Source organism: Streptomyces sp. NPDC054866 (genome assembly GCF_053610745.1).
This window is the reverse complement of sequence record NZ_JBSGZA010000004.1, coordinates 507,482-532,894: the sequence shown is the minus strand read 5'-3', so window position 1 is coordinate 532,894 and position 25,413 is coordinate 507,482. Positions and strand designations below refer to the sequence as shown.

At 69.8% G+C, this 25,413-nt stretch carries 20 protein-coding genes and 1 pseudogene; 17 read left to right on the top strand and 4 right to left on the bottom strand.

The annotated features are described in order from the left end of the window. Positions 1 to 116 precede the first annotated feature (116 nt). Together ACWGI2_RS23105 and ACWGI2_RS23100 are read left to right on the top strand one after the other, a co-directional pair. Complete coding sequence (locus ACWGI2_RS23105) at positions 117 to 1,121, top strand: fibronectin type III domain-containing protein (RefSeq protein ID WP_453697323.1); 1,005 nt, start codon at positions 117 to 119, stop codon at positions 1,119 to 1,121. Between the two features lie 205 nt (positions 1,122 to 1,326). Continuing rightward, on the top strand, positions 1,327 to 1,839 hold the full coding sequence (locus ACWGI2_RS23100; protein WP_453396192.1) for a hypothetical protein: 513 nt from the start codon (positions 1,327 to 1,329) through the stop codon (positions 1,837 to 1,839). 132 nt (positions 1,840 to 1,971) lie between these two features. Here ACWGI2_RS23100 and ACWGI2_RS23095 read toward each other — a convergent pair whose 3' ends face one another. Together ACWGI2_RS23095 and ACWGI2_RS23090 are read right to left on the bottom strand one after the other, a co-directional pair. Beyond that, positions 1,972 to 2,511 carry a PadR family transcriptional regulator gene (locus tag ACWGI2_RS23095; RefSeq protein WP_453697321.1) on the bottom strand — a complete coding sequence of 180 codons (540 nt, stop codon included), beginning with the start codon at positions 2,509 to 2,511 and terminating at the stop codon, positions 1,972 to 1,974. Positions 2,512 to 2,570: 59 nt separating this feature from the next. Next, the gene (locus ACWGI2_RS23090) at positions 2,571 to 4,592 is read right to left on the bottom strand and encodes an oxidoreductase (RefSeq protein ID WP_453697319.1); all 2,022 of its coding nucleotides are present in this window, start codon (positions 4,590 to 4,592) and stop codon (positions 2,571 to 2,573) included. Between the two features lie 271 nt (positions 4,593 to 4,863). Between ACWGI2_RS23090 and ACWGI2_RS23085 the strand changes: the two genes are divergently transcribed. From ACWGI2_RS23085 to ACWGI2_RS23055, 7 genes are all read left to right on the top strand, one after another. Next, the gene (locus ACWGI2_RS23085) at positions 4,864 to 6,156 is read left to right on the top strand and encodes an ABC transporter substrate-binding protein (RefSeq protein ID WP_453697317.1); all 1,293 of its coding nucleotides are present in this window, start codon (positions 4,864 to 4,866) and stop codon (positions 6,154 to 6,156) included. 34 nt (positions 6,157 to 6,190) lie between these two features. After that, positions 6,191 to 7,123 (top strand): carbohydrate ABC transporter permease, encoded by a 933-nt coding sequence (locus ACWGI2_RS23080; protein WP_453697315.1) that lies wholly within the window; start codon positions 6,191 to 6,193, stop codon positions 7,121 to 7,123. A 52-nt stretch (positions 7,124 to 7,175) separates the two neighbouring features. Further along, positions 7,176 to 8,012, top strand: coding sequence for a carbohydrate ABC transporter permease (locus tag ACWGI2_RS23075; protein ID WP_453697314.1), 837 nt, complete (start codon positions 7,176 to 7,178; stop codon positions 8,010 to 8,012). 50 nt (positions 8,013 to 8,062) lie between these two features. Beyond that, positions 8,063 to 9,067: a LacI family DNA-binding transcriptional regulator gene (locus ACWGI2_RS23070; protein ID WP_453697714.1), complete on the top strand. Its 1,005-nt coding sequence runs from the start codon at positions 8,063 to 8,065 to the stop codon at positions 9,065 to 9,067. A gap of 67 nt (positions 9,068 to 9,134) precedes the next feature. Further along, a complete protein-coding gene (locus ACWGI2_RS23065) occupies positions 9,135 to 11,069 on the top strand; it encodes a cellulase family glycosylhydrolase (protein ID WP_453697313.1) in 1,935 nt (644 codons plus the stop codon). After that, positions 11,066 to 13,351 carry a glycoside hydrolase family 3 N-terminal domain-containing protein gene (locus tag ACWGI2_RS23060; RefSeq protein WP_453697311.1) on the top strand — a complete coding sequence of 762 codons (2,286 nt, stop codon included), beginning with the start codon at positions 11,066 to 11,068 and terminating at the stop codon, positions 13,349 to 13,351. The genes ACWGI2_RS23065 and ACWGI2_RS23060 overlap by 4 nt, the downstream gene beginning before the upstream one ends. Positions 13,352 to 13,447: 96 nt before the next feature. Further along, on the top strand, positions 13,448 to 13,963 hold the full coding sequence (locus tag ACWGI2_RS23055) for a methylated-DNA--[protein]-cysteine S-methyltransferase (RefSeq protein WP_453697309.1): 516 nt from the start codon (positions 13,448 to 13,450) through the stop codon (positions 13,961 to 13,963). 8 nt (positions 13,964 to 13,971) lie between these two features. On the opposite strand, the gene ACWGI2_RS23050 is transcribed toward ACWGI2_RS23055, so the two are convergent. After that, the gene (locus ACWGI2_RS23050; RefSeq protein ID WP_453697307.1) at positions 13,972 to 14,742 is read right to left on the bottom strand and encodes an IclR family transcriptional regulator; all 771 of its coding nucleotides are present in this window, start codon (positions 14,740 to 14,742) and stop codon (positions 13,972 to 13,974) included. A gap of 256 nt (positions 14,743 to 14,998) precedes the next feature. On the opposite strand from ACWGI2_RS23050, the gene ACWGI2_RS23045 reads away from it, so the two are divergent. The 8 genes and pseudogenes from ACWGI2_RS23045 to ACWGI2_RS23010 form a co-directional block, all read left to right on the top strand. Beyond that, on the top strand, positions 14,999 to 16,159 hold the full coding sequence (locus ACWGI2_RS23045; RefSeq protein ID WP_453697306.1) for a mandelate racemase/muconate lactonizing enzyme family protein: 1,161 nt from the start codon (positions 14,999 to 15,001) through the stop codon (positions 16,157 to 16,159). Beyond that, positions 16,156 to 17,175, top strand: a complete 1,020-nt coding sequence (locus ACWGI2_RS23040) for a zinc-dependent alcohol dehydrogenase (protein ID WP_453697304.1) — start codon at positions 16,156 to 16,158, stop codon at positions 17,173 to 17,175. Before ACWGI2_RS23045 ends, ACWGI2_RS23040 begins: the two co-directional genes overlap by 4 nt. A 142-nt stretch (positions 17,176 to 17,317) precedes the next feature. Beyond that, a complete protein-coding gene (locus ACWGI2_RS23035) occupies positions 17,318 to 18,286 on the top strand; it encodes a hypothetical protein (RefSeq protein ID WP_453396181.1) in 969 nt (322 codons plus the stop codon). A gap of 3 nt (positions 18,287 to 18,289) precedes the next feature. Further along, positions 18,290 to 19,423, top strand: a complete 1,134-nt coding sequence (gene chvE / locus ACWGI2_RS23030; RefSeq protein ID WP_453396180.1) for a multiple monosaccharide ABC transporter substrate-binding protein — start codon at positions 18,290 to 18,292, stop codon at positions 19,421 to 19,423. A 17-nt stretch (positions 19,424 to 19,440) separates the two neighbouring features. Next, positions 19,441 to 20,979 (top strand): multiple monosaccharide ABC transporter ATP-binding protein, encoded by a 1,539-nt coding sequence (gene mmsA / locus ACWGI2_RS23025; RefSeq protein ID WP_453697713.1) that lies wholly within the window; start codon positions 19,441 to 19,443, stop codon positions 20,977 to 20,979. 10 nt (positions 20,980 to 20,989) lie between these two features. Next, entirely contained in the window at positions 20,990 to 22,219 is a 1,230-nt protein-coding gene (mmsB, locus tag ACWGI2_RS23020) for a multiple monosaccharide ABC transporter permease (RefSeq protein WP_453396179.1), read from the top strand. Between the two features lie 137 nt (positions 22,220 to 22,356). Beyond that, a complete protein-coding gene (locus ACWGI2_RS23015; protein WP_453697302.1) occupies positions 22,357 to 23,511 on the top strand; it encodes an aldose epimerase family protein in 1,155 nt (384 codons plus the stop codon). 3 nt (positions 23,512 to 23,514) lie between these two features. Continuing rightward, positions 23,515 to 24,552 (top strand): annotated as a pseudogene (locus ACWGI2_RS23010) (glycoside hydrolase family 43 protein); the annotation flags it as partial. 5 nt (positions 24,553 to 24,557) lie between these two features. Here ACWGI2_RS23010 and ACWGI2_RS23005 read toward each other — a convergent pair. Next, the gene (locus ACWGI2_RS23005) at positions 24,558 to 25,388 is read right to left on the bottom strand and encodes a pectate lyase (protein WP_453697300.1); all 831 of its coding nucleotides are present in this window, start codon (positions 25,386 to 25,388) and stop codon (positions 24,558 to 24,560) included. Between the last annotated feature and the right edge of the window lie 25 nt (positions 25,389 to 25,413).

Here is a 25,413-nt window from a genome sequence, read left to right as displayed (position 1 = left end):
CTCAAGGTCCGGACGGTGCACGCGCGCCCCTTCACGTCACGCGCACCCCTTGATGTGCACCCGACACCTGTGTCAAATAGGTCCGGACCAATGCCGCCCGAGTGGAAGGCACGACCGTGCGACGGACCCCCCACCTGTCCACCCGCTTCACCCGCCTCCCCGCCCTTCTCACCGTCACCGCCTGCACTCTCACCGCCTGCGCATGGAGCGGCGGCGATGACACGAAGGACGTGGCGCCCCCTGCCGCCCCCCGAGGCGTCACGGTCCAGGCGGGCAGCGCCACCACCGCCCACGTCATGTGGAACCAGGCGACGGACGACACCGAAGTCACCGGCTACGACGTGTACCGGGGCGCCACCAGGGTCGAGCGTGTGCCGGGCGGCAAGCACATGGTGGACGTCGTCGGCCTGAAGCCTTCCACCGCCTACACCTTCACCGTCCGCGCCCGCGACGCCGAGGGGAACGTCGGTCCGGCCAGCAAGAAGCTGACGGTCACCACGCCCGCCGCGGCCACCGCGGACAGCAAGCCGCCCTCCCGGCCCGGCGCACCGCGGGGCACGGTCGAGGGGAGCCGGGCGGTGACGCTGTCCTGGGGCGCGTCGAAGGACGACCAGGGGGTGGCCTCGTACGAGATCTATCAGGGGACGTCGAAGATCCACAGTGTGGGCGGGAGCGAGCACCGGACCCTGGTCACGGGGCTGCGGCCGGGCACGGACTACCGCTTCACCGTCAAGGCGCTCGACGCGGCCGACAACGCGTCTCCCGCGAGCCGCGCCGTCTCTCTCACCACGGCGGCGGGCCGGGACGACGGGCGGGGCACGGCGCCGACGGACTTCCGCGCCACGACGCACAAGGCCGACGGGGCGTACTACATCGACCTGGCGTGGACGCCGCCGCACACCGGCGGCGCGGTGGCGGAGTATCAGATCCACCTGGACGGGAAGAACGCCACCTCGCTGGTGTTCGGCGGTACAGCGCCCCGGAAGAAGGCCACGCACAGCTTCTACGTGGGCAAGGAGGCCGGTGACACCCACCGCGTGAAGCTCCGGGCCAAGCTCCCGGACGGGACCTGGGGCGGCTACTCCCCCGAACGGACGGTCACCACCGGCCGGCTCCCTTGACGCCGGGTCAGCCGGGGCAGCCGGGTCAGCCGCGGGCCGCTCATCAGCTGTCGGCCGTACGAAGGATTCCGTCACCTGCCCGGTGGCTGTCCGCATGCGGCCGGGGAGATTGGCGCGTTGGCTCGTCGGCAGGTAGCACGGGCGCTCCCCGACCCCCGGCGGCGCATGGGATGTGCCGCATCCCGTGCCACCGGAGGGCAGACTCATGCGCACTACTCAGATACTCGTCCGCTCCGGCCTGACCATCGCCGCCGCAGCTGCGCTTCCGCTGGCACTCACCGCTCCGTCGGCGTTCGCCGCCCCCGGAGGCATCACGGTGACCGCCACGGGATCGACGGTCACGGTGACCACGGCGGCCTGTCCCGACGGAGGCGAAGCCTCGCTGATGAGCAACGGTCAGGCGAGCTTCGCCCAAGGCAGGCAAGTGGCCTTGACGGGCGGCAGCGCCTCCTGGCAGAACGTCAGCACCGGCATGCACACGGTGGCTGTGATCTGCGAGGACGGTACGACAGCCGGTTCACAGACGGTCACCGTCGGAGCATCGCCGACCACCCGCTCCACGACGGCGCCCCCGCGCGGCGTCCGGGGCGGACTCGGGGGCGGCAGCGAGGACTACGGCACCCTCACGCTCGCCGCGGGCGGGGCCCTCGTGGTCCTGGCCGCGGGCGGTGGCGGCGCCTGGTACCTGCGTCGCCGCGGGGCACAGCACCGGCTCTGATCCAGAGCCACGAGAAAGCGGCTGCCGCCGGTCCCGACTCAGGTCGGTCCGGCGGCAGCCGTCGTTCACACGAGCGTCAGCCCTCGGGCATCAGACCTCGGGCATCAAGCCTCAGGCATCAAGCCTCAGGCATCAGGCCTCCGGCGCCCCGAGCTCCTCCAGCGTCCGCTCCAGCCACTGCGTCCAGAACGTCTCCAGATCGATCCCGGCCCGCAGCACCACGTGCCTCAGCCGGTCCTCCACCGCGTCCTTCCCCGGCGGGAAGTCCCGCTTCTCGATCTCCTCGTACTCGGCCAACTGCCGCCTGTGCAGGGCGAGATGGCGGTGCAGGTCCGCCTCGATGCCGTCCGTGCCGACGACCGCCGCCGCCCGCAGGCGCAGCAGGAGCGTGTCCCGCAGCGGCTTGGGGTCCTGGCTCGCGGCGGTCCAGCGGGCCAGCTCGGCGCGGCCCGCGGGCAGGACCTCGTACTCCTTCTTCTGGCCGCGGGTCGCCTGCTGCTGCTCAAGGGCGCGGATGGCCCCGTCCCGCTCCAGTTTTCCCAGCTCGCGGTAGATCTGCTGGTGCGTGGCCGACCAGAAGTAGCCGATCGACTTGTCGAACCTGCGGGTGAGCTCGAGCCCCGACGAAGGCTTCTCCAGTAGGGCGGTGAGGATCGCGTGCGGGAGTGACATGGCGGCCATCCTAGGTACGGCGTCCGGAGCGGGCGCCCGGCGTCACGGGGCCATGGGCGTCACAGGGCCGCGGCAAGCTCCGTGCCCTGCTTGATGGCGCGCTTGGCGTCCAGCTCGGCCGCCACGTCCGCGCCCCCGATGAGGTGCGCGCTGTGCCCGGCGGCGAGGAGCTCCTCGTACAGGTCGCGGCGCGGGTCCTGTCCCGAGCAGAGGACGACCGTGTCGACGGGGATGACGGTGGACTGTCCGTCGACCGTGATGTGCAGGCCCGCGTCGTCGATGAGGTCGTAGCTCGCGCCCGCGACCATCGTGACGCCGCGGTGGCGCAGCTCGGTGCGGTGGATCCAGCCCGTGGTCTTGCCGAGGCCCTGGCCGACCTTGGACGTCTTGCGCTGCAGGAGGTGCACGGAGCGCGGCGGGGTCGGGCGGTCGGGCGCGGTCAGGCCGCCGCGGTCCTTGTAGTCCATGTCGACGCCCCACTGCCGGAAGTACGTCGCCGGGTCCAGGCTCGCCTTGTCGCCGCTGTCGGTGAGGTACTCGGCGACGTCGAAACCGATGCCGCCGGCGCCGATGATCGCGACCCGCTCCCCCACGGGCGCGCTGTCGCGCAGCACGTCGAGGTAGCCGACCACGCTGGGGTGGTCGATGCCGGGGATCTCGGGGGTGCGGGGGGTGACTCCGGTGGCGACGACCACTTCGTCGTACGCCGCCTCCGCGAGGTACCGGGCGGTGGCGCGGGTGTTCAACTTGACGTCCACGCCGTGCAGTTCGAGCTGGGTGCGGAAGTAGCGCAGGGTCTCGTCGAACTCTTCCTTGCCGGGGACCCTGCGGGCGACGTTGAGCTGGCCGCCGATCTCGGAGGCCGCGTCGATGAGCGTGACGTCGTGGCCGCGTTCGGCCGCCGAGACCGCGAAGGCGAGGCCTGCCGGGCCCGCGCCGACGACCGCGACGCGCTTCTTGTGGCGGGTCGGCGCGAGGACGAGCTCGGTCTCGTGGCAGGCGCGCGGGTTCACCAGGCAGGAGGTGATCTGCAGGTTGAAGGTGTGGTCGAGGCAGGCCTGGTTGCAGCCGATGCAAGTGTTGATGGCGTCGGACTGCTCGGCCTTCGCCTTGGCGACGAAGTCGGGGTCGGCGAGGAGCGGGCGGGCCAGGGACACCATGTCGGCGGCGCCGTCGGCGAGCAACTGCTCGGCGATCTCCGGGGTGTTGATGCGGTTGGTGGTGACGAGCGGTACGGAGACCTCGCCCATGACCTTCTTCGTGACGAAGGTGTACGCGCCGCGCGGCACCGATGTCGCGATGGTGGGGATGCGCGCCTCGTGCCAGCCGATTCCGGTGTTGATGATCGTGGCGCCCGCGGTCTCGATCTCCTTGGCGAGGTGGACGACCTCTTCGAGGGTCGAGCCGCCGGGGACGAGGTCCAGCATGGAGAGGCGGTAGATGATGATGAAGTCCGCGCCGACGCGCTCGCGTATGCGACGGACGATCTCGACGGGGAAGCGGATGCGGTTCTCGTAGGCGCCGCCCCAGCGGTCCTCGCGCTGGTTGGTGGGGGCCGCGATGAACTCGTTGATCAAGTAGCCCTCGGAGCCCATGACTTCGACGCCGTCGTAGCCCGCGAGCCTGGCGAGCTCTGCGGCGCGCACGAAGTCCTCGATGGTCTGCTCGACCTCGTCGTCCTCAAGGGCGCGCGGCACGAAGGGGCTGATCGGCGCCTTGATCGCGCTCGGCGCGACGAGGCCCTCGTGGTAGGCGTACCGCCCGAAGTGCAGGATCTGCATGGCGATCTTGCCGCCCTCGGCGTGCACGGCGGCCGTGATGCCCGCATGCTCCTCGGCCTCCGCCTCGGCGGTCAGCTTGGCACCGCCGTCCCAGGGGCGGCCGAGCTCGTTCGGGGCGATGCCGCCCGTGACGATGAGGCCGACACCGCCGCGCGCACGGGTCGCGTAGAACTCCGCCATCCGCCGGAAGCCGTCCGGTGCCTCTTCCAGGCCCACGTGCATGGAGCCCATCAGGACCCGGTTGGGCAGGGTGGTGAAGCCCAGGTCCAGGGGGTTCAGCAGGTTCGGGTAGCGGCTCATGCGGGGCCTCCGTACGCGGTGTGTCGTCAGGACAGTTCTAGAGGACGCCGACCCCTTGTGCAACTAGTTGCATAAAGAGGTGGCGGGCGCCACTTCGGAACAGCACACCCCCAAGCGGCCTTTTTGGCCGATTCGCCCGAAGATTCACTCTGTGCAACAGGGGATTGACCATTCAACGAAGCACTCCTACGCTCCTCGCACCCCCGCAGGTATATCGATTAACCGCCCTGGTTCCTCTGGTTGTCATCACCCTGGTTGGAGACATCCCGCTGTGCGCTCAACGATGAGTCGGCGCGGCTTCATCGCCGCAGGTTCAGGCCTGGCCGCCGCCACCACCCTGCCCGCCGTCGCCGGCTGTTCCACGCTGGCCTCGGCGGACTCCGATCCCGACACGCTCGTGGTGCACAGCCAGCTCGGCACCACAGCGCCGGGCTCGCCCACGTACCTCGCCGCCCTGAACACCTTCCGGGACGAGAATCCGGGCCTGAAGGTGAAGAACCTGGTCAACGGTGACGACCTCGCGCAGGTCTACGAGACCTCACGGCTCGCCCGCAAGGAGCCGGACGTCGTCATGGTGAACCTCTACGACAAGACGCTGGCCTGGACCGAGGTCGGGGCAACCGTCGATGTCAAGGGCTACCTGGACGACTGGGGGCTGCGCGGGCGCGTCCTGCCCATCGCCCTCGACGCCTGGACCGACGGCAAGGGGCGGCTTCGGGCCTTCCCGTACTTCGCCACCAACTGGCCGGTCGCCTACAACACCGCGCTGCTCGGCAGGGCCGGTGTCGACGCGATCCCCACCACCGGCGACCAGCTGATCGCCGCCGCCCGCAAGCTCCGCGCCAAGGGCATCGCGCCGGTGACCGTCGGCGGCAACGACTGGACGGGACAGAAGCTCCTCGCCCAGATCATCCAGACCTTCCTCTCCCCCGACGAGGCGCAAAAGGTGTTCACGAGCGGCGACTTCAGCGGCAGCCGGGGCGCCCGCGACGGCATCGAGTACTTCACCGCCCTGCGTGACGCGGGCGTCTTCGCCGACAAGGCGCAGGGCCTGACCTCCGACACGATGACGACGCAGTTCAACACCGAGGCCGCCGCCATCGAGTCCGCGATGTCCTCGGCGCTCGCCAAGGTTCCGGAGAAGATCGCCCGGCACACCGAGGTCGGCGGCTGGCCGCTCGCGCCGGACGCCGCACACACCAAGCCGACGATCCTGCGGACGTACACCCTCATCGGTTTCTGGATCAGCCCGAACGGCACGAAGAAGCTGGACGCCGTCGAGAAGTTCCTGCGCTTCATGTACCGCCCCGACACCGTCGCGCGCTTCATCAAGGAGAGCGGCCGCGACATGGCTCTGCGCTCCGACGTCCTCAGCACGGACTTCCCGCTCGTCGCCGAGGCGCAGAAGCTCGGCACCGACGTCAGCCAGGCCCTCCTGCCCGACCTCTACGTCCCGCCGGCCGCGACGCAGCCGCTGATCACGGCGACGAGTACGGCGTTCACGCGCGGCACGAGCCCCGCCAAGGTGCGCTCCGTTCTCGAAGCCGCGTACCGCACCGCATGAGCCGCCCGCCCGAGCCTCTTGGGAGTCACCAGCGATGACGACGATGACGTCGGCGCCGGGCGGGACCGAGGTCCGCCCCGCGCCCGCCGAGCCCCCTGCCCGCAAGCGCCGCCGCGAGGGCGGCACGATCCTCGCCGTCCCGGCCCTGGTCTGGTACCTGGTCTTCATGGTCGGCCCGATGATCGCGATCTTCGTGATCGCGGCCCTGCGCTGGCCCGGCATGCTCCAGCCGGTGTCGTTCGCCGGGTTCGACAACGTCCGTACGGTCCTCGACGACCCGGTCTTCCGGGACGCCGTGCGCAATACGGCGGTCCAGTTGGCCGTCGCACTGCCGATCATGATCGTGTGCGCGTACATGCTGGGTTACTACGTGGCGCAGAAGCCGCCGGGACACCGCGTCCTGCGCTACCTCCTCTTCATCCCCGGCCTGATCTCCACCCCGGCCAAGGCGATGGTGTTCTACGCCGCGCTCTCCCCCGACGGCCTGGTCAACGGCGCGCTCAAGTCGGTGGGGCTCGGCTCGATGACCGACGCCTGGCTGGCCTCTCCCTCGACGGCGCTGCTCTGTCTGATCGTGCTCGACATCTGGGGCGGCATCGGCTTCACCGCCGTCCTGTTCGCCGCGCGGCTCGGCAGTGTGCCCGAGGAGATCGGCGAGGCGGCGCAGCTGGACGGTGCCGGGCACTGGCGGACGATGTGGCGCGTGCACTTCCCGGTCATCCGCGAGTACGTGGGCGTGGTGACGATGCTCCAGTTCCTCTGGACGTTCTTCGGGTCGGCCCAGCACGTCCTGCTGCTCACGCAGGGCGGGCCCGGCAGTTCGTCGACCACGCTGTCGTTCCTCGTCTACCAGAAGGCGTTCATCGCGGCCGACCTCGGCTACAGCCAGACCGTCGGCGTGATCCTCTTCCTGGTCGGCCTCGTCGGTCTGCTCACCATCCGCCGCGTGTTCCGCCAGAACTACTGACGCCGCACGACCCCGGATTGCCCCCGGTGGACCCCGATTGGAGCCGGTCACCTTGAGAACCCCGAAACACGGAAAGTCCTGGCTGCCCGCGCACATCCTGGCGTGGGCGTACGCGGCGCTGCTCGTCGTCCCCCTCTACTATCTGCTCGCCTCCGCCTTCAAGACGAACGAGCAGATCTTCGCGAGCCCCTTCTCCCTCCCCACGTCGTTGTCCTTCGGTAATTTCGGTACGGCCTTCGAGAGCGCCGATCTGGGGCTCGCGGTCGTCAACTCGGCTCTGGTGACGGCCTTTTCGCTCGCCCTGACGCTGGCGCTCGCGATTCCGGCGGCGTTCGCGATCGCCCGCGCGACGGGCCCGCTCGGGGCGTTCGTGGAGAAGGTCTTCTCGCTGGGCTTCCTCATCCCGACGTTCGCCGCGCTCTTCCCGACGTTCCTGCTCGCGGCGGCGACCGGTCTGTTCCATACCCGCCTGTTCATGGTGCTCTTCCTGCCCGCCACCGCGATGCCGCTGTCCGTGGTCATCCTCGTGCAGTTCATGCGGACCATTCCCAAGGAGATGGAGGAGGCGGCGCGGATGGACGGTGCCTCCACGTTCGCGGTCCTTCGGCACGTCTATACGCCGATGTGTCTGCCCGGCATCGCGACGGTGCTGCTCCTGAACTTCCTGACGTTCTGGAACGAGTACCTGTACTCCCTCGTGATCGTCGGCCCCGACCCGTCCCAGCGCACCGTGCAGGTCGCTCTGCCCACCCTCAAGTCCCTGACGGGGACGGATTACGGGGTGCTGACCGCCGGTACGGTACTGACTCTCGTACCGGTATGGGCCGTCTACACGGTGTTGCAGAAGCGGATGCAGCAGGCCCTCGTCAGTGGGGCGGTGAAGATGTGAGCGGGTCGGAAGCATCCCGTAGGGAGAGGGACAGCGGCGGGCGTCCCACGATCAAGGCGGTCGCCGCGGCTGCCGGGGTCTCCACGGCCGCCGTCTCGCAGGCCTTCAACGCCAAGGGCCGTATCTCCGAGGCGACCCGGCGGCGCATCCTGGACGCCGCCGCCGAGCTCGGCTGGTCGCCCAGCGCGACGGCGACGGCGCTGCGCAGCGCGCGGACCCGGACGCTCGCCCTTGTCGTGCGCCGACCCACCGACGTGCTCGGCGCGGACCCGCACTTCAGCGAGCTGATCACCGGTCTGGAGGGCGAACTGGCGCCGCGGGGCTACGGCTTGCTGCTCCATCTGGTCGCGGATGTGGCCGAGGAGAGCGCGCTGTACGAACGGCTGGCCGCCGAGGGCCGCGTCGACGGCGCCGTCCTGACCGACGCCCGTGCCGACGACCCCCGCCCGCCGCTCCTGCGCGGCCTCGGTCTGCCCGCCGTGCTGCTCGGCGCTCCCCACCCGGACGCGCCCGTGCCCACCGTGGGCCTGGGCAACCAGGGCGCCGGCATACACGAAGCCGTCGACCACCTCCTGGAGCTCGGTCACCGGCGCATCGCCTATGTGTCGGGTCCCGGCGAGCTGCTGCACACAGGGCTGCGCCGCGCTGTCTTCGAAGAGACGTTGCAACTCAAGGGAGCCCAGCCCGCAGCCGTCCTGAGCACCGACTTCTCCGAGGCGGCGGCCGTCGCCGCGACCGAGGAGCTGCTCGGCATGGCGGAGCGCCCCACCGCCGTCATGTACGCCAATGACTCGATGGCGGTGTGCGGCATCGGCGCGGCCCAGCGCGCCGGACTGCGCGTCCCGGACGACCTGTCCGTGATCGGCTACGACAACCTCCCCGTCGGCCGCTGGCTGCATCCGCGTCTGACGACCGTCGACCAGCAGGTGCAGCGGGTCGGCGCGGCCGCCGCGCGTGCGCTGCTCGCGCAGTGCGGCGAGGACGTGCCTCCCGTGGCGCTCGACGACCGGCCGCGGCTGGTCGTGCGCGAGTCGACGGGACCGGCGGCCGGCTGACGCCGACTGCCTCGCGCGCACCCCCGATCACCTCTCCACCCCCGTACGGAAAGACCTGAGTACCCCCATGCGACGCCACAGCGCCCAGCTCACCCATGACTCCGCCGTCCTGCCCTGGATAGGCGCCAACTTCTGGTCCCGCACCGGCGGTCCGCTGATGTGGCGGAACTACGACCCGAAGACGGTCCGCGAGGAACTGTCCGTGCTGCGCGAGCACGGTCTGACGATGACCCGCTCGTTCTTCTACTGGCCGGACTTCCACCCCGAGCCGCACCGCATCGACGAGGAGCTGTGCCAGCGCTTCCGTGACTTCCTCGATGCCCACACCGAGTTGGGGATGGGCACGGTTCCCACCTTCATCGTCGGTCACATGTCCGGCGAGAACTGGGACCCGGCGTGGCGCGGGGGCCGCGACCTCTACGAGGACGTGTGGCTGGTCGGGCGCCAGGCGTGGTTCGTGTCGCAGATGACGCGCCGTTTCAAGGACCACGCGGCGGTCACCGGCTGGCTCATCACCAACGAGATGCCGGGCTACGGCCGCGTCTACCAGGTGGACCCGCCCTCCAGCGATGTCGTCACCGCCTGGGCGCAGTTCATGTGCGACGCGGTGCGCGCGGCGGGCGGCACGCAGCCGGTGTCGCTCGGCGACGGCGCGTGGGGCATCGAGGTGACGGGCCGCGACAACGGCTTCTCGCTGCGGGACACCGCCGAGTACGTCGACTTCGTGGGCCCGCACGTGTACCGCTCCGACACGGATCGCGTACGTCAGCACTACCGTGCCGCGTTCGAGTGCGAGCTGGCCGCGGTCACCGAACAGCCGGTGGTTCTGGAAGAGTTCGGGCTCTCGACGGACACCGTGTCGGCCGAGAACGCGGGAATCTACTACCGCCAGACGCTCCACAACTCCCTCCTGGGCGGCGCGACGGGCTGGATAGCCTGGAACAACACCGACTACGACGACCTGTGGGACCAGTCGCCGTACGACCACCACCCCTTCGAGATGCACTTCGGCATCACGGACAGGACCGGCGCCCCGAAGGCCCCGCTCGTCGAACTCGCCGCCTTCTCCCGCGTGTTGGGGCAGGTGGACTTCGCGCGCTGCCGCCGCTCGGACGCGGAAGCGGCGCTCGTCGTGCCCGCGTTCCTTGAGCGCGGCTACCCCTACAGCCGCCCCGCCGACCGGCCCCTGATCTTCACGTCACTGCATCAGGGGTACGTCGCCGCGCGCGGGGCCGATCTCCCGGTGGCCCTCACGCGGGAGGCGGACGGGATCGCCGGGGACGCGGCGCTGTATCTCCTGCCGTCCACCCGGCAGTTGACGACCCGGACGCGGCGCGAGCTGGAGCAGCGGGCTCGTGAGGGCGCCACCGTGTACCTGTCGTTCTGCTCCGGCGAGCACCCGGGGACGCGCGGCCCGTGGTTCGACGACCTGGACGGGCTCTTCGGGGTCGAGCTGCACCTCACGTACGGGGTGGCCGAACCCATCGAGGACGACGTCCTGGACCTGACCTTCACGGAGGAGTTCGGCGGCATCGCGGCAGGCGAGACGCTGCGCTTCCCGGTGGCGGGGAACGAGGACAGCCGCGCTTATCTGCCGGTCGTCCCGACGGGGGCGCGGGTCGTGGCGAAGGACGCGCACGGCCGCCCGGCACTGCTTGTCCACGAGACGGGGCGCGGCCGTACGGTCCTCGCCACCTACCCGCTGGAGCACATGGCCGCACGCACGGCCCGCGTCAACCCGGAGCAGACGCACCGGCTCTACGCGGCGCTTGCTCAACTGGCGGGTGTGCAGCGGCCGGTGACGGTCGACAACCCGTACGTCTCGGCGGACGTCCTGGTGCACGAGGACGGGCGGCGGTTCGTGTGGCTGGTCAGCCAGTCGGACGAGGAGCTGGCGGTGCGCCCGGCGGTGAACGGTTCGCTGCACGACCTGGAGACGGGTGAGGCGGTGGAGGAGGTACGGCTCGCCCCGTTCGGCGTGCGCGTCCTTCAGCAGCGATGAGCGCGCCGCTGTACCGGGACGCGGACGCTCCGGTCGCGGACCGGGTGCGCGACCCGCTCTCCCGGATGACGCTCACCGAGAAGGTGGGCCAGGTCAACCAGCGGATGTACGGCTGGGATGCCTACGCCCGAACGCCCGACGGCCACCGCCTGACGGACGCCTTCCGTGCCGAGGTCGCCGCGTTCGACGGGATGGGCGCGCTGTACGGACTGCAGCGCGCCGACCCGTGGTCGGGGGTGACGTTCGCGGACGGCATCACCGCTGCCGACGCGGCGCGGGTCGCCGACTCGGTGCAGCGGCACGTCATGTCGAGCACCCGGCTCGGCATCCCGGTCCTGCTTGTCGAGGAGGTCCCGCACGGCCACCAGGCCCTGGACGGCACGGTCCTGCCGGTGAACCTCGCGGTGGGCGCGACCTGGGACCCGGAGCTGTACGAGGCCGCCGCGGCGGGCGCCGCCCGTGAGCTGCGCGCCCGGGGCGCCCATGTCGCCCTCGTCTCGGCGCTCGACCTGGTCCGGGATCCGCGCTGGGGCCGCGCGGAGGAGTGCTTCGGCGAGGACCCGTACCTGGCGGCGCGCTTCACGGAGGCGCTGGTGCGGGGCATGCAGGGCGGTGGTGCCGTCTTCGCCCCCGACCGTGCGGCGGTCGTGCTCAAGCACTTCGCCGGGCAGGGCGCGACGGTCGGTGGCCGCAACAGCGCGGCCACGGAGCTCGGCCCGCGCGAACTCCACGAGATCCACCTGGTCGCGGCGCGTGCGGGGATCCGCGCGGGAGCGGCGGGGGTCATGGCCGCGTACAACGAGTACGACGGCCTGCCGTGCGCGGCCAACCGTGAGCTGCTCACCGGTCTCCTGCGCGAGCGCTGGGGGTTCACCGGCCTGGTCATGGCCGACGGGTGCGCGCTCGACCGTCTCGTACGCCTCGCCGGAGACCCGGTGGCGGCGGGCGCGCTCGCCCTGGACGCGGGCACGGATCTGAGCCTGTGGGACGGCTGCTTCCCGCGGCTCGCGGAGGCGGTGGAGCGGGGCCTCGTCGCCGAGCACGCCTTGGACGCGGCGGTCGCCCGCGTCCTGACGCTGAAGTTCCGCCTCGGTCTGTTCGAGAGGCCCTACGTCGGCGAGTCCGCACCCACGACCACGGGGCAGGCCGAGCTGAGCGAGCGCCTGGCCCGCGAGTCCATCGTCCTGCTCAGCCATGACGGTGCCGCTCTCCCCTTGGCGGATCCGCCCCGCATCGCCGTCATCGGCCCCAACGCCGACTCGCTCCCCCAGCAGCTCGGCGACTACACCGCGCCGCAGCGCCCCGGCTCCGGGCTCACCGTCCTCGACGGCATCAGGGCGGTGGCGCCGCCGGGCGTCGAGGTGGCGTACGCGCGGGGCTGCGATCTCGTCGGCGACGACCGCGGCGGGATCGCGGACGCGGTGACGCTGGCCGCGGGCGCCGATACGGCCGTACTCGTGCTCGGCGGGTCGAGCGCGCGGGAGGCGGACACGCTCTTCGAAAGCAACGGGGCGGCCGTCGTGGCCTCAGGCGCTCCGGTGGGGATGACGTGCGGCGAAGGAGTCGACCTCGCCGAACTGACCCTCCCCGGCGGGCAGTTGGCGCTGCTCGATGCCGTGGCCGCCACCGGTACGCCCGTCGTCGTGGTTCTCGTCCAGGGGCGTCCGCATGCCGTGCCGGAGCTTTCCGGGCGGGCGGGTGCCGTGCTCTGCGCCTGGTATCCGGGGCCGTGGGGAGGGCGGGCGATCGCCGACGTGCTCTTCGGGCGCGCGGAGCCGGTGGGGCGGCTGCCCGTCTCCGTGCCGCGTTCGGCGGCGCAGCTGCCGGTGTTCTACAACGCCAAGGATCACGGCTACCGAGGCTACGTGGACCAGCCCGCCACCGCGCTGCACGCCTTCGGCCACGGGCTCTCGTACACGACCGTCGAGTACGGGGAGCCCCGGCTCTCCCGCACCGAGGTTCCGGTCACCGATCCTGCGCTCACCTGCACGGTCGCCGTGACGAACACGGGGGCGCGTGCCGTGCGGGAGACCGTGCAGCTGTATGTGCGCCGGGTCGTGGGCGCCGGCTCCTGGCCGCGCGTCCGTGAGCTGCGCGGCTTCGCCCGCCTCGACCTGGCTCCCGGCGAACACGCCGAGGTCGCCTTCGTCGTCGAGGCGGATACCCTGGCCTCGCTGGACCGCGCTCTGGAGTACGTCGTGGAACCGGGCGAGCTCCTGCTGGAGACCGGCCCCTCGTCCGACCGCACGAGCGGCACCCTCCTGACCGTGACGCCCGGGTGAGCGCCACGTCCGAATCCCGCCAGCCGCGCGCCCCCGCACCCCGCAGACTTGGGGACGTCACCGGGGACAAGTCACCGGGGTAACAGGGAGCATCTGATGAGCAAGATCATGGCCAAGGCCGTCTACACGACCGTCGAAAGCCCGCTGGGCGAGCTGCTGCTGGTCGGCGAGGAGTCGGCCACCGCGAACGGCGGCATCGCGCTGGCCTCGCTGTCCCTGCCGGGGCAGAAGGGTGGCGTCGTCGTCCAGGACGGGTGGGTGCGCGACGACGAGGCCTTCACCGTGATCGCCGGGCAGCTGCGCGCGTACTTCGACGGGAAGCTCACGCACTTCGACATCGAGTACGCGAGCGGCGTCGGCACCGACTTCCAGCGGCGGGTATGGCAGGCCCTCGACGCCCTCCCGTACGGCACGACCACCACGTACGGGAAGCTCGCCGAACAGCTCGGCATCTCGCGCGCCGCGGTCCGCGCCCTGGGCACGGCGATCGGGCGCAACCCCCTGCTCGTCGTCCGGCCCTGCCACCGGGTCATCGGCGCCGACGGCTCACTGACCGGGTACGCGGGCGGCCTGGAGGCCAAGCGGCGACTCCTGGACCTGGAGTCCGCGTGAGGCAGTAGTCACCGCCCGCCCCGGTGGCCCAGGCGCTCCGAGAGGTCGCCCGCGCCCTTGGCGGCCAGCTCGGCGAGCTCCTGCTCGCGCTGCTCGCTCCAGCGGATCATCGGCACGGAGATGGAGAGCGCCGCGACGACGTGGCCCGCGCTGTCGCGGACCGGGGCGGCCACGCAGCTCACGTCCGGGTTGGACTCGCGGTGCTCGGCCGCGACTCCTCGCTCCCGGATGTCGGCGAGCGCGGAGAGCAGCGCCTCCGGCTCCGTGATGCTGTTCTGGGTCATCGCCACCAACTCGCGTCCCGCAAGGCGGGTTTCGAGCTCGGTCGGGGGCAGCGACGCGAGCAGCATCTTGCCGACCGAGGTGCAGTGGGCGGGCAGTTTGCGGCCCGCGGCGGAGACCATGCGCACGGCGTGCGTGGAGTCCACCTTGGCGATGTAGATGACGTCCGTGTCCTCAAGGACCGCCACGTGGACGGTCTCGTCGCAGGTCTCAGCGACCTCGCGGGCCACCTGCTGGCCCTCGGCGGCCAGATCCAGCTGCTCGGCGTACCGGCTGCCGAGCTGGTAGGCGCGTACGCCGAGGCGGTAGCGGCCCGTCTGGTCCGGGATCTGGACAAGGTACGAGCGGGCGGCGAGGGTGGTGAGCAGTTCGTGCACGGTGGTCCGCGGCAGCTGGAGTCTGCGGGTGACCTCGGGGGCGGACAGTGTCACGTCGCCCTCCAGGAACAGCTCCAGTATGTCCAGTGCCCTGGTCACCGCGGGAACGAGTCGTCCCATGGTCGGCCTCCCACCCCGTGCGTCCGAGAGCTTCGTCCGAAACTTCGGCCAACGATCGATATGACGAACACAGGCTAGTCACAGCGACGTTCGGCGCGCAACGGCCTGAGGGGCACACCTGCGGACCCGATACCGATCCGAGGCCGGCCCAAGACCGTTTCGCTCGACCCATTGACACCCTGCCGCCTGCGTGAATACGGTCACGCCAACATTTCGAACGTGTGACGAAATACCGAACAACCAAGGGGCAACTGCCTTGCGTATTACGGGAATCAGCACGCACGTGGTGGGGACGCCGTGGCGCAATCTCACCTACGTCCAGGTCCACACCGACGAAGGCCTCACCGGAGTCGGCGAGACCCGCATGCTCGGCCGCACCGACGCGCTGCTCGGCTACCTCCAAGAGGCGGCGGCCAACCACATCGTGGGGTCCGATCCGTTCGCGGTCGAGGATCTCGTGCGGAGGATGAAGTACGGCGACTACGGCCGCGCCGGCGAGATCGTCATGTCGGGCATCGCCTGCGTGGAGATGGCCTGCTGGGACATCAAGGGCAAGGCCCTCGGCGTGCCGGTCTGGCAGCTGCTCGGCGGCAAGGTGACCGACAAGGTCAAGGCGTACGCGAACGGCTGGTACACCACCGAGCGCACTCCGGAGGCGTACCACAAGGCCGCTCGGACCGTGATGGAGCGTGGCTACCGCGCCCTGAAGATCGACCCGTTCGGGACCGGGCACTTCGAGCTCGACCAGGCGGGCACGTCCTACGCGGTCTCGCTGATCGAGGCGGTGCGGGACGCGATCGGCCCTGACGCCGAGCTGATGCTGGAGATGCACGGCCGCTTCAGCCCGTCCACGGCGGTGCGCCTGGCCAAGGACATGGCGCCGTTCAAGCCCGCCTGGCTGGAGGAGCCGGTGCCGCCGGAGAACCTCAAGGCGCTTGAGAAGGTCGCCGCCAAGGTGGACATGCCGATCGCCACGGGTGAGCGCATCCACGACCGGATCGAGTTCCGCGAGCTCTTCGAGTCGCAGGCCGCCGACATCATCCAGCCGGACCTCGGCCACATCGGCGGCATCCTGGAGACCCGCAAGCTGGCCGCGACCGCGGAGACGCACTACACGCTGATCGCCCCGCACAACGTCGGCGGCTCGGTGCTCACCGCGGCCTCGCTGCAACTCGCCGCCTGCACGCCCAACTTCAAGATCCTGGAGCACTTCAACGACTTCGCGGACGCGGAGATCAAGAAGGTGGTCAAGGGCGCGCCGCAGGTGGTCGACGGCTACTTCCAGGTGTCCCACGAGCCGGGCCTCGGCGTCGAGCTCGACACGGACGCGGCGGCCGAGTTCCCGCAGCAGCAGGCGCGGTTCGACCTGTGGGCCGAGGGCTGGGAGAAGCGCGCCCCCAAGGCGGCCGGGAAGTGAGCAGCGACTCACGTGCGATCGTCGTCGACCGGCCGGGCTCGCACCGGCTCACGGTCGGCGCGCGGCCCGAGCCGGGACTCGGCGAGGTCCTGGTCCGGGTGGCCGCCGCCGGGATCTGCATGAGCGACCGCGAGGTCTACGACGGTCATCGCGACGCCGCCTATGTGCGCTATCCCGTGATCCCCGGGCACGAGTGGTCCGGCACCGTCGAGGCCACCGGCGAGGGCGTCGACCCGGCGCTCGTCGGGCGCAAGACAGTCGCCGAGGGGTTCCGCGCCTGTGGCACCTGCGAGCGCTGCCGCGAGGGCGAGACGAGCCTGTGCGGCGGCGGGTACGCGGAGACCGGGTTCACCGAGCCCGGCGCCTTCGCCGACCATGTGGCCGTGCCCGCCCGGCTGTTGCACCTGCTGCACCCGGACGCGGACCTGGCGGCCGCCGCCCTGCTCGAACCCGCCGCGGTGATCGCGGGCGCGGTGCGCACGGGGCGGCCGAGGCCGGGCGAGCGGATCGCCGTGGTGGGTGCGGGCACCCTCGGGATGCTCGCGGTGCAGCTCCTTGCCGCCTCGTCGCCCGGCGAGCTCGTGGTGATCGACCCGCGGGCCGAGCGCGGCACGCAGGCGTTGGGCTTCGGGGCGAGCGAGAGCCTGACGCCCGCCGAGGCGGAGGCGTACCACGGCCGTTTCGACCTGGTGGTGGAGACCGCGGGGGCGCCGAGCACGGCTGCCTCGTCCTGTCTCCTCGCGCGCAGGGGCGGCCGGGTGGTCCTTACCGGCATGTTCACTCCGGGCGCCGTCGGCATCGATCCGGTGCACCTCTCACTCAGCCAGCTCGAGGTGCGCAGTGTCTTCGGCGCGCCGTCCTCCGCCTGGTCGGACGCGGTACGCGCCTTCGGGCTCGGCCAGCTCGACCCGGCACCGCTCATCACGCACGAGTTCCCGCTGGAGCGGTTCGGCGAGGCGGTGGCGCTGGTCGGCGGCGGCGACCCGAAGACCGGGAAGGTGCTGCTGCGCCCCTGAGACACCCCCGAGACGTACGGCGGTACGTGGTGACAGCGCCCCGCAAACCCCCCGTACCGCCGTACACCCACTGAACCGACCAACGTACGAAATATCGAACACAGCAGCATTCACAGCAGCATTCATTGCGTATGGGAGTCCCGTGACCAGCCCGTCAGCACCCCGCCGCCCCGGCGTCGACGCCCTCGCCCGCATCGGGCACCCCGTACCCGCCATCGACCCGGCCGACGCGTCACCGCACACGTTCCCCGACGGTGGCACCTGGCGCACCGAGATCCCCTCCGTGGAGGGGCCGGAGGCGCTGGCCGTCGTCCTCAAGGAGAGCTCGCGGCTCGACGTGCCGATCCACCGGATCAGCCAGGGCAGCGGCATCTGGATGCTCTCCGACGACGAGATCACCGAGATGGTGGAGGCCTGCGCCGAACGGGACATCGAGCTCTGCCTGTTCACCGGGCCGCGCGGCACCTGGGACATCGGCGCCGCGACCCGAACCGACTCCGGCGGTGGCGGCCTTCGTTCGCGCGGCCATGACGCGCTCGCCGGATGTGTCGAAGACGCCGTGCGGGCCACGGAGTTGGGGGTGCGCTGCCTGCTCGTCGCCGACGAGGGCGTGCTGTGGACGCTGCACAGGCTGCGCGTCGCCGGTGTACTGCCCGCCGACACGACGTTCAAGGTCTCCGCCCTGATCGGCCCGGTCAACCCGGCCTCGTACGCGGTCTACGAGCGGCTCGGCGCCGACTCCCTCAACATCCCCTCCGACCTCACCCTGGACCACCTCACGGAGATCCGCAGGGCCAGCCGTGCCCCGATGGACCTGTACGTCGAGGCGCCCGACGACCTCGGCGGCTACGTCCGGATGTACGAGGCGGCCGAGCTGATCAGGCGCGGCGCCCCGCTCTACCTCAAGTTCGGTCTGAGCAAGTCCCCCGGCATCTATCCCTACGGTGCCCACCTGCGCGACCACACCCTGGCCACCGCCCGCGAGCGGGTCCGCCGCGGCCGTCTCGCCCTCGACCTGCTCGCCCGGCACGGCGCGGACGGCGGGATGTCGCCGCTCGGCTCACGCCTGCCGGGTGAGCTCCAGCGCTTCCCCGTCCCGGAAGGGGACTGATCCATGAGCACCCGCACGAGCACCCGCATATCGAGAAAAGTACGTCTCGGCGCCGCCGTGGCCACCGTCGTCCTGCTCGGCTCGCTGACCGCCTGCGGCCAGGAGGCCTTGGGCGGCAGCCGCTACAAGCCGGACGAGGGCAAGGGCAGCACCATCGGCCTCGCGATGCCCACGAAGGCCTCCGAGCGGTGGATCGCCGACGGCAACAACATGGCGAAGCAGTTCCAGAAGGCCGGGTACAAGACCGATCTGCAGTACGGCGACGACAAGGTCGAGAACCAGATCGCCCAGCTGGAGAACATGATCACCAAGGGCCGCAGCCTCCTGGTGGTCGCCGCCATCGACGGCTCCGCGCTCACCGAGGTCCTCCAGCGCGCGCACGACGCGGGCATCCCCGTGATCTCGTACGACCGTCTCATCCTCGGCACCGAGCACGTCGACTACTACGCCTCGTTCGACAACGAGCGCGTCGGGCGCCTGGAAGCCCAGTACATCGTCGACAAGCTGAAGCTGGGCAAGCCCGAGAAGGGCGGCGACGCGCACAACATCGAGCTGTTCGCGGGTTCGCCGGACGACAACAACACCAAGTACTTCTGGAACGGCGCCATGAAGGTGCTCCAGCCGTACTTCAAGAGCGGCCAGCTCGTCGTCCGCAGCAAGCAGACGAAGATGAATCAGGCCACCACGCTGCGCTGGGACGGCGGCACCGCGCAGAAGCGCATGGACGACCTGATCAGCAAGAACTACGGCTCGGCGAAGGTCGACGCGGTCCTCTCGCCCTACGACGGGATCTCGATCGGCATCATCTCCGCGCTGAAGAGCGCGGGGTACGGATCCAAGAGCCAGCCCCTTCCGGTGATCACCGGGCAGGACGCGGAGCTCGCGTCGGTGAAGTCCATCATCCGCGGCGAGCAGACGCAGACGGTGTTCAAGGACACCCGCAAGCTGGCCGCGCAGACGGTGTCCATGGGCGACGCGGTCCTGAACGACAAGAAGCCGAAGGTCAACAACACCAAGGACTACAACAACGGCAAGAAGACCGTGCCGTCCTTCCTCCTCGACCCGGTCAGCATCGACAAGTCCAACACCCAACTCCTGGTCGACGAGGGTTACTTCAAGGCTGGGCAGCTCTCGTGAGCGGGCCAGTACTGGAGATGCGCGGCATCACCAAGACGTTCCCCGGCGTCAAAGCGCTCTCCGATGTGAATCTGACCGTGGGCGCCGGGGAGATCCACGCGATCTGCGGCGAGAACGGCGCGGGCAAGTCGACGCTGGTGAAGGTCCTCAGCGGTGTCCACGAGCACGGCAGTTACGACGGCGAGATCCACTTCGAGGGCGAGCGGATGGCCTTCAAGGACATCCGAGCCAGCGAGAAGCGCGGCATCGTCATCATCCATCAGGAGCTGGCGCTCGTCCCGTACCTGTCCATCGCCGAGAACATCTTCCTCGGCAACGAACAGAGCACCCGGGGCTTCATCGACTGGAACGACACGCTGCGCAGGGCGAGCGCCCTGCTCAAGCGAGTCGGCCTGAGCGAGAAGCCGCAGACTCCGGTCGCCGACATCGGCGTGGGCAAGCAGCAGCTCGTGGAGATCGCCAAGGCCCTGTCCAAGGAGGTGAAGCTGCTCATCCTGGACGAGCCGACGGCCGCGCTGAACGACGAGGACAGCGCCAAGCTGCTCGACCTCATCCTGGAGCTGCGCGACCAGGGCATCGCCTGCATCATCATCTCGCACAAGCTGAACGAGATCCGGGCCATCACCGACTCGGTGACGATCCTGCGCGACGGACGGACCATCGAGACCCTGACGGTCCGTGAGACCCCGGCGTCCGAACCGCAGGTGGCCGAGGACCGCATCATCCGCGGCATGGTCGGCCGCGACCTGGATCACCGCTTCCCCGACCGCACGCCCTACGAGGGCGAGGACGCGGGATCTCTCGCGCTGTCCGTCACCGGCTGGACGGTGCGGCATCCGGTCGACCACCAGCGCAAGGTCGTCGACGACGTGTCGCTGACCGTGCGGCGCGGCGAGATCGTCGGCATCGCGGGCCTGATGGGCGCGGGACGCACGGAGCTCGCGATGTCGGTCTTCGGGCGTTCCTATGGTCAGTACGTCGCCGGCACGGTGGCCGTCAACGGGCGCGAGGTCATGACGAAGACCGTGCCCGCGGCGGTCGACGCCGGGATCGCGTACGTCACCGAGGACCGCAAGCAGTACGGCCTGAACCTCATCGACAACATCAACCGCAACATCTCCCTGGCTTCGCTGCCGGGCATGCGGCGCAAGGACGGCTTCGTCGACGAGCACCACGAACGCTCCGTCGCCGAGCGCTACCGCAAGTCGATGAACATCAAGACTCCCACCGTATTCGAGCAGGTGGGGCGGCTCTCCGGCGGCAATCAGCAGAAGGTCGTCCTGAGCAAGTGGATCCACGCCGACCCCGAGGTGCTGATCCTCGACGAGCCGACGCGTGGCATCGACATCGGCGCCAAGTACGAGATCTACACCGTCATCGACAAGCTGGCGGCCTCGGGCAAGGCGGTGCTGTTCATCTCCTCCGAACTGCCCGAGCTGCTCGGGATGTGCGACCGGATCTACACGATGGCCGAGGGCCGGCTGACCGGTGAGGTCGACCGCGCGGACGCCACCCAGGAACTCCTGATGCGCCACATGACCAAGAACAGAAGCTGAGGCATCCGCCATGACCACCACGACCACGCCACCACGTGACGCGTCGTCCACGCCGTCCGCCAAGGAGTCCGCCCGTGATCTGCTGCTGCAGAGCGTGCGCTCCAACATGCGCCAGTACGGCATGCTCGTCGCCCTGGCCTTCATCGTCATCCTGTTCCAGATCTGGACCGACGGCACGCTGCTCCTGCCGAACAACGTCTCCAACCTGATCCAGCAGAACGGCTACATCCTCATCCTGGCCATCGGCATGATGATCGTCATCATCGCCGGGCACATCGACCTGTCCGTCGGCTCGTTGGTCGCCTTCGTCGGCGCCATGTCGGCGGTGATGATGGTCAAACACGACATGCCGTGGGTGCTCGCCCTCGTCCTCTCGCTCCTCATCGGCGCGGTCGCGGGCGCCTGGCAGGGCTTCTTCATCGCGTACGTCGGCATCCCGTCGTTCATCGTGACGCTGGCCGGCATGCTGCTCTTCCGCGGTCTCACGCAGATCGTCCTCGAGGGCCAGTCGCTCTCGCCGTTCCCCGAGGGCTTCCAGAACATCGCCAAGGGGTTCATCCCCGAGATGGGCCCGTACACGCAGTACCACAACCCGACGCTGCTGCTCGGCGCGGTGACGGTCGCGTTCCTGCTCTTCCGTGAATGGCGCAGCCGCAAGCAGCAGTTGGCCTACGACCTCGACGTGACGCCGACGAGCCTGTGGGTGGCCAAGCTGGTGGCGATCACCGCCGCCGTCGTCGCCTTCACGCTGACCCTCGCCAGCTTCCACGGCGTGCCCGTCGTACTGCTCATCATGTGCGGCCTGCTGATCACCCTCGGCTATGTGATGCGCAACGCGGTCGTCGGACGCCACGTGTACGCGCTCGGCGGCAACAAGGCGGCGGCGAAGCTGTCCGGCGTCAAGGACAAGCGCGTCACCTTCCTGATCTTCGTGAACATGGGCGTGCTCGCGGCGCTCGCGGGCTGTGTGTACGCGGCGCGCCTGAACGCGGGCACACCGCAGGCGGGCCTGAACTTCGAACTCGAGGCGATCGCGGCCGCGTTCATCGGCGGCGCGTCGATGAGCGGCGGCGTCGGCACGGTGATGGGCGCCGTGATCGGCGGCCTGGTGCTCGGCGTCCTCAACAACGGCATGTCCCTGGTCAACATCGGCACCGACTACCAGCAGGTCATCAAGGGCCTGGTGCTGCTCGCCGCGGTCGGGTTCGACGTCTGGAACAAACGCAAGGTGGGGCGCTGAGCCCCAGGTGACCGACCACGCCTTGCCCTGTGGTTCCTCGCACCGCAAATCGCCCTTCGGGCTCGTCCTCAAACTCCCCCAAGCTCTTAAAGAGCAGGGGGGACCCCCACGACGGGCTGAGAAATTAGGAGCCGAACATGGAAACGAGCAGACGCACCGTCCTGGCCACCGCTGCCGCCGCCGGCCTCACCGCCGCCGTCACCGGCACCTCGTACGCGTCACCGGGTTCCGGCAGGACGCCCACCAAGGAGCTCTTCGGCAAGCTGGCCGACGGCACGAAGGTGTACCGCTGGTCCCTCGCCAACGGCGGCACCCGCATGAAGGTGCTCTCGTACGGCGGCATCGTCCAGTCCCTCGAACTCCCGGACCGGCACGGCCGGTACACCAACGTGTCCCTCGGCTACGACACCATCGAGGCGTACACGGCAGGGACCACCTTCTTCGGCGCGCTCATCGGCCGCTACGGCAACCGCATCGCCAAGGGCCGCTTCACCCTTGACGGCAAGACCCACCAGCTCTCCGTCAACGACGGCGAGAACAGCCTGCACGGCGGGGCCAAGGGCTTCGACAGGCGGGTGTGGGACGTTGAGCCGTTCGCGGACTCCTCCGGCGTGGGCCTCGTCCTGCGGTACGTGAGCGTCGACGGCGAGATGGGTTACCCCGGCACGCTGCGCGTGAAGGTGACGTACACCCTCACCGCGCGCGGCGACTGGCGCATCGACTACGCGGCGACCACGGACAAGGCCACCGTGGTGAACCTGACGAACCACACGTACTACAACCTCGCGGGCGAGGGCAGCGGCGGCATCTACGACCATGAACTCTCCCTGGCCGCCGCCCGGTTCACGCCGACGGACTCCGGTCTCATCCCGACGGGCGAGCTGGCGAAGGTGGCGGGCACTCCCTTCGACTTCCGGCGTGCGAAGACGGTCGGCGAGGACATCCGGGTCTCGCACGAGCAACTGGTGACCGCCAAGGGCTTCGACCACAACTGGGTCCTGGACAAGGGCATCACCACGCGCCCCGAGCACTTCGCGACGCTGCGGGACCCGGAGTCCGGGCGCTCCATGAAGATCGCCACCACGGAGCCCGGCGTGCAGTTCTACTCCGGGAACTTCCTGGACGGAACCCTCACCGGGCCCTCGGGGCGCACCTACCGGCAGGGCGACGGCCTCTGCCTGGAGACCCAGCACTTCCCGGACTCCCCCAACCAGCCGAAGTTCCCCTCGACGGTGCTGCGGCCCGGCCAGACCTACCGGTCGAGCACGGTCCACAGCTTCTCGGCGCGCTGAGCCATGCGCACAAGAATCCTGATCCCGCTCCTCGCCCTCGTGGTCGGTCTGCTCGCAACTCCCGCGCACGCGGAGCCAACCCATGCCCAGCAGAAGCAGAAGTACGCGGGTTATCTGTTCAGCTACTTCACCGGGGAGGGCACCGCGGACGGCGAGCAGATCCGCATGGCACTCAGCCGCGGCAACGACCCTACGCAGTACCGGGAGTTGAACGGCGGAAAGCCGGTGCTGACCTCGCAGCTCGGCACCACGGGGCTGCGCGACCCGTTCATCATCCGCTCCCCGAAGGGCGACAAGTTCTACCAGATCGCCACCGACCTGCGGATGTACGGCGGCAGCGGCGGCAGTTGGGACCAGGTACAGCGCACCGGCAGCAAGTCGATCATGGTGTGGGAGTCCACCGACCTGGTCCACTGGACCGACCAGCGCCTGGTGAAGGTCGCACCGGACACGGCAGGCAACACCTGGGCCCCGGAGGCCTATTACGACGAGAAGCTGAAGGCGTACGTCGTCTTCTGGGCCTCGAAGGTCTACGCCGCGGACGACCCGGACCACACAGGATCGACGTACAACAAAATGCTGTACGCGACGACGAAGGACTTCCGCACCTTCAGCAAGCCCAAGGTGTGGAACGACCCGGGTTACTCGGTGATCGACTCCACCGTGGTCAAGGACGGCCGCGACTACTACCGCTTCACCAAGGACGAGCGGGACCCGGCCTCGGGCACCCCCTGCTCGAAGTTCATCACCGCGGAGAGGTCGAGGAGCCTGACGGACACCTCGTACGACTTCGTGGCCGACTGCATCGGGAAGGGCGTGATCGACCGGGGTGAGGGGCCCGCGGTGTTCAAGGCCAACACCGGGGACAAGTGGTACATGCTCATCGACGAGTTCGGCGGGCGCGGTTATGTCCTCTTCGAGACGAGCGACCTCGCCTCGGGCACATGGACGCAGACGCAGGACGCCGAGCTGCCGGCCGGCGCACGGCACGGCACGGTGCTACCCGTGACGCAGGCCGAGTACGACCGGCTGCTCGACGCCGACGCCTACTTGTAGCTGATGTCCCCGGCGGTGAACTTGCAGTACTTGCCGTCGGGGCCAGTTCCCGTCTTGGGCGGCTCGGCACCGGTGTTGTTGCCGGTGAACCGGTCGCACGTGGCGATCTTCTTGCCGCTGTCGCCGTGGATGCGGATGTTGCGCAGCGCGGCCGTGTCACCGTAGTTGGTGTTGATGCCGACGATCGACTTGCCCGGGGCGGTGATGTCGACGTCGTTCACGATGATGTTCCGCTGGTACTGCTTGGAGCAGTTGCCGCAGGCGCGCACCAGCTTGCCGAAGTCGGAGACCTGGAACTTCGTGACGACCAGCTTGCCCGCGCCGTTGAACTGGAAGACCTTGTCGTCGGCCTTCCTGGCGCCACCGCCGTAGACGGTGTAGGTCGAGCCCGCCGAGGTCCCCTTGAAGGTGGCCGCGTCCTCGCCGACGTCCTCCCACCACACGTTCTGGATGGTGCAGCTGCCCTGGCAGTGCACGCCGTCCGCGGCCGGGGAGCCGAGGATCACGTTCTTGAGGACCGCGCCGTCCTTCAGCTTGAAGATCGGGTCCTGGCCCTCGTCCTGGCCGTCGCCGCCCAGGTCGCCGGTGCCGTAGTGGCGCTTGAGACCACCGTCGTAGGTGCCGGACACCTCGATGGTCTTGGACGTCGGCTTCTCGCCCTTGGCCTGGGGCCAGGCACTCGCCGCCCCCGCGGTCGACATCATGGAGGTGGTGACGAGGGCGGCGCCTGTCATGCCGAGCGCGGCTATGCCGCCGACGACGGCTCGGCGCTTGGTGAGACCTCGGCGGTGACGGAGGCGCCTGTTCGCTCGTGGGGTCATGTTCCCGGATCATTCCTTCGGTGGT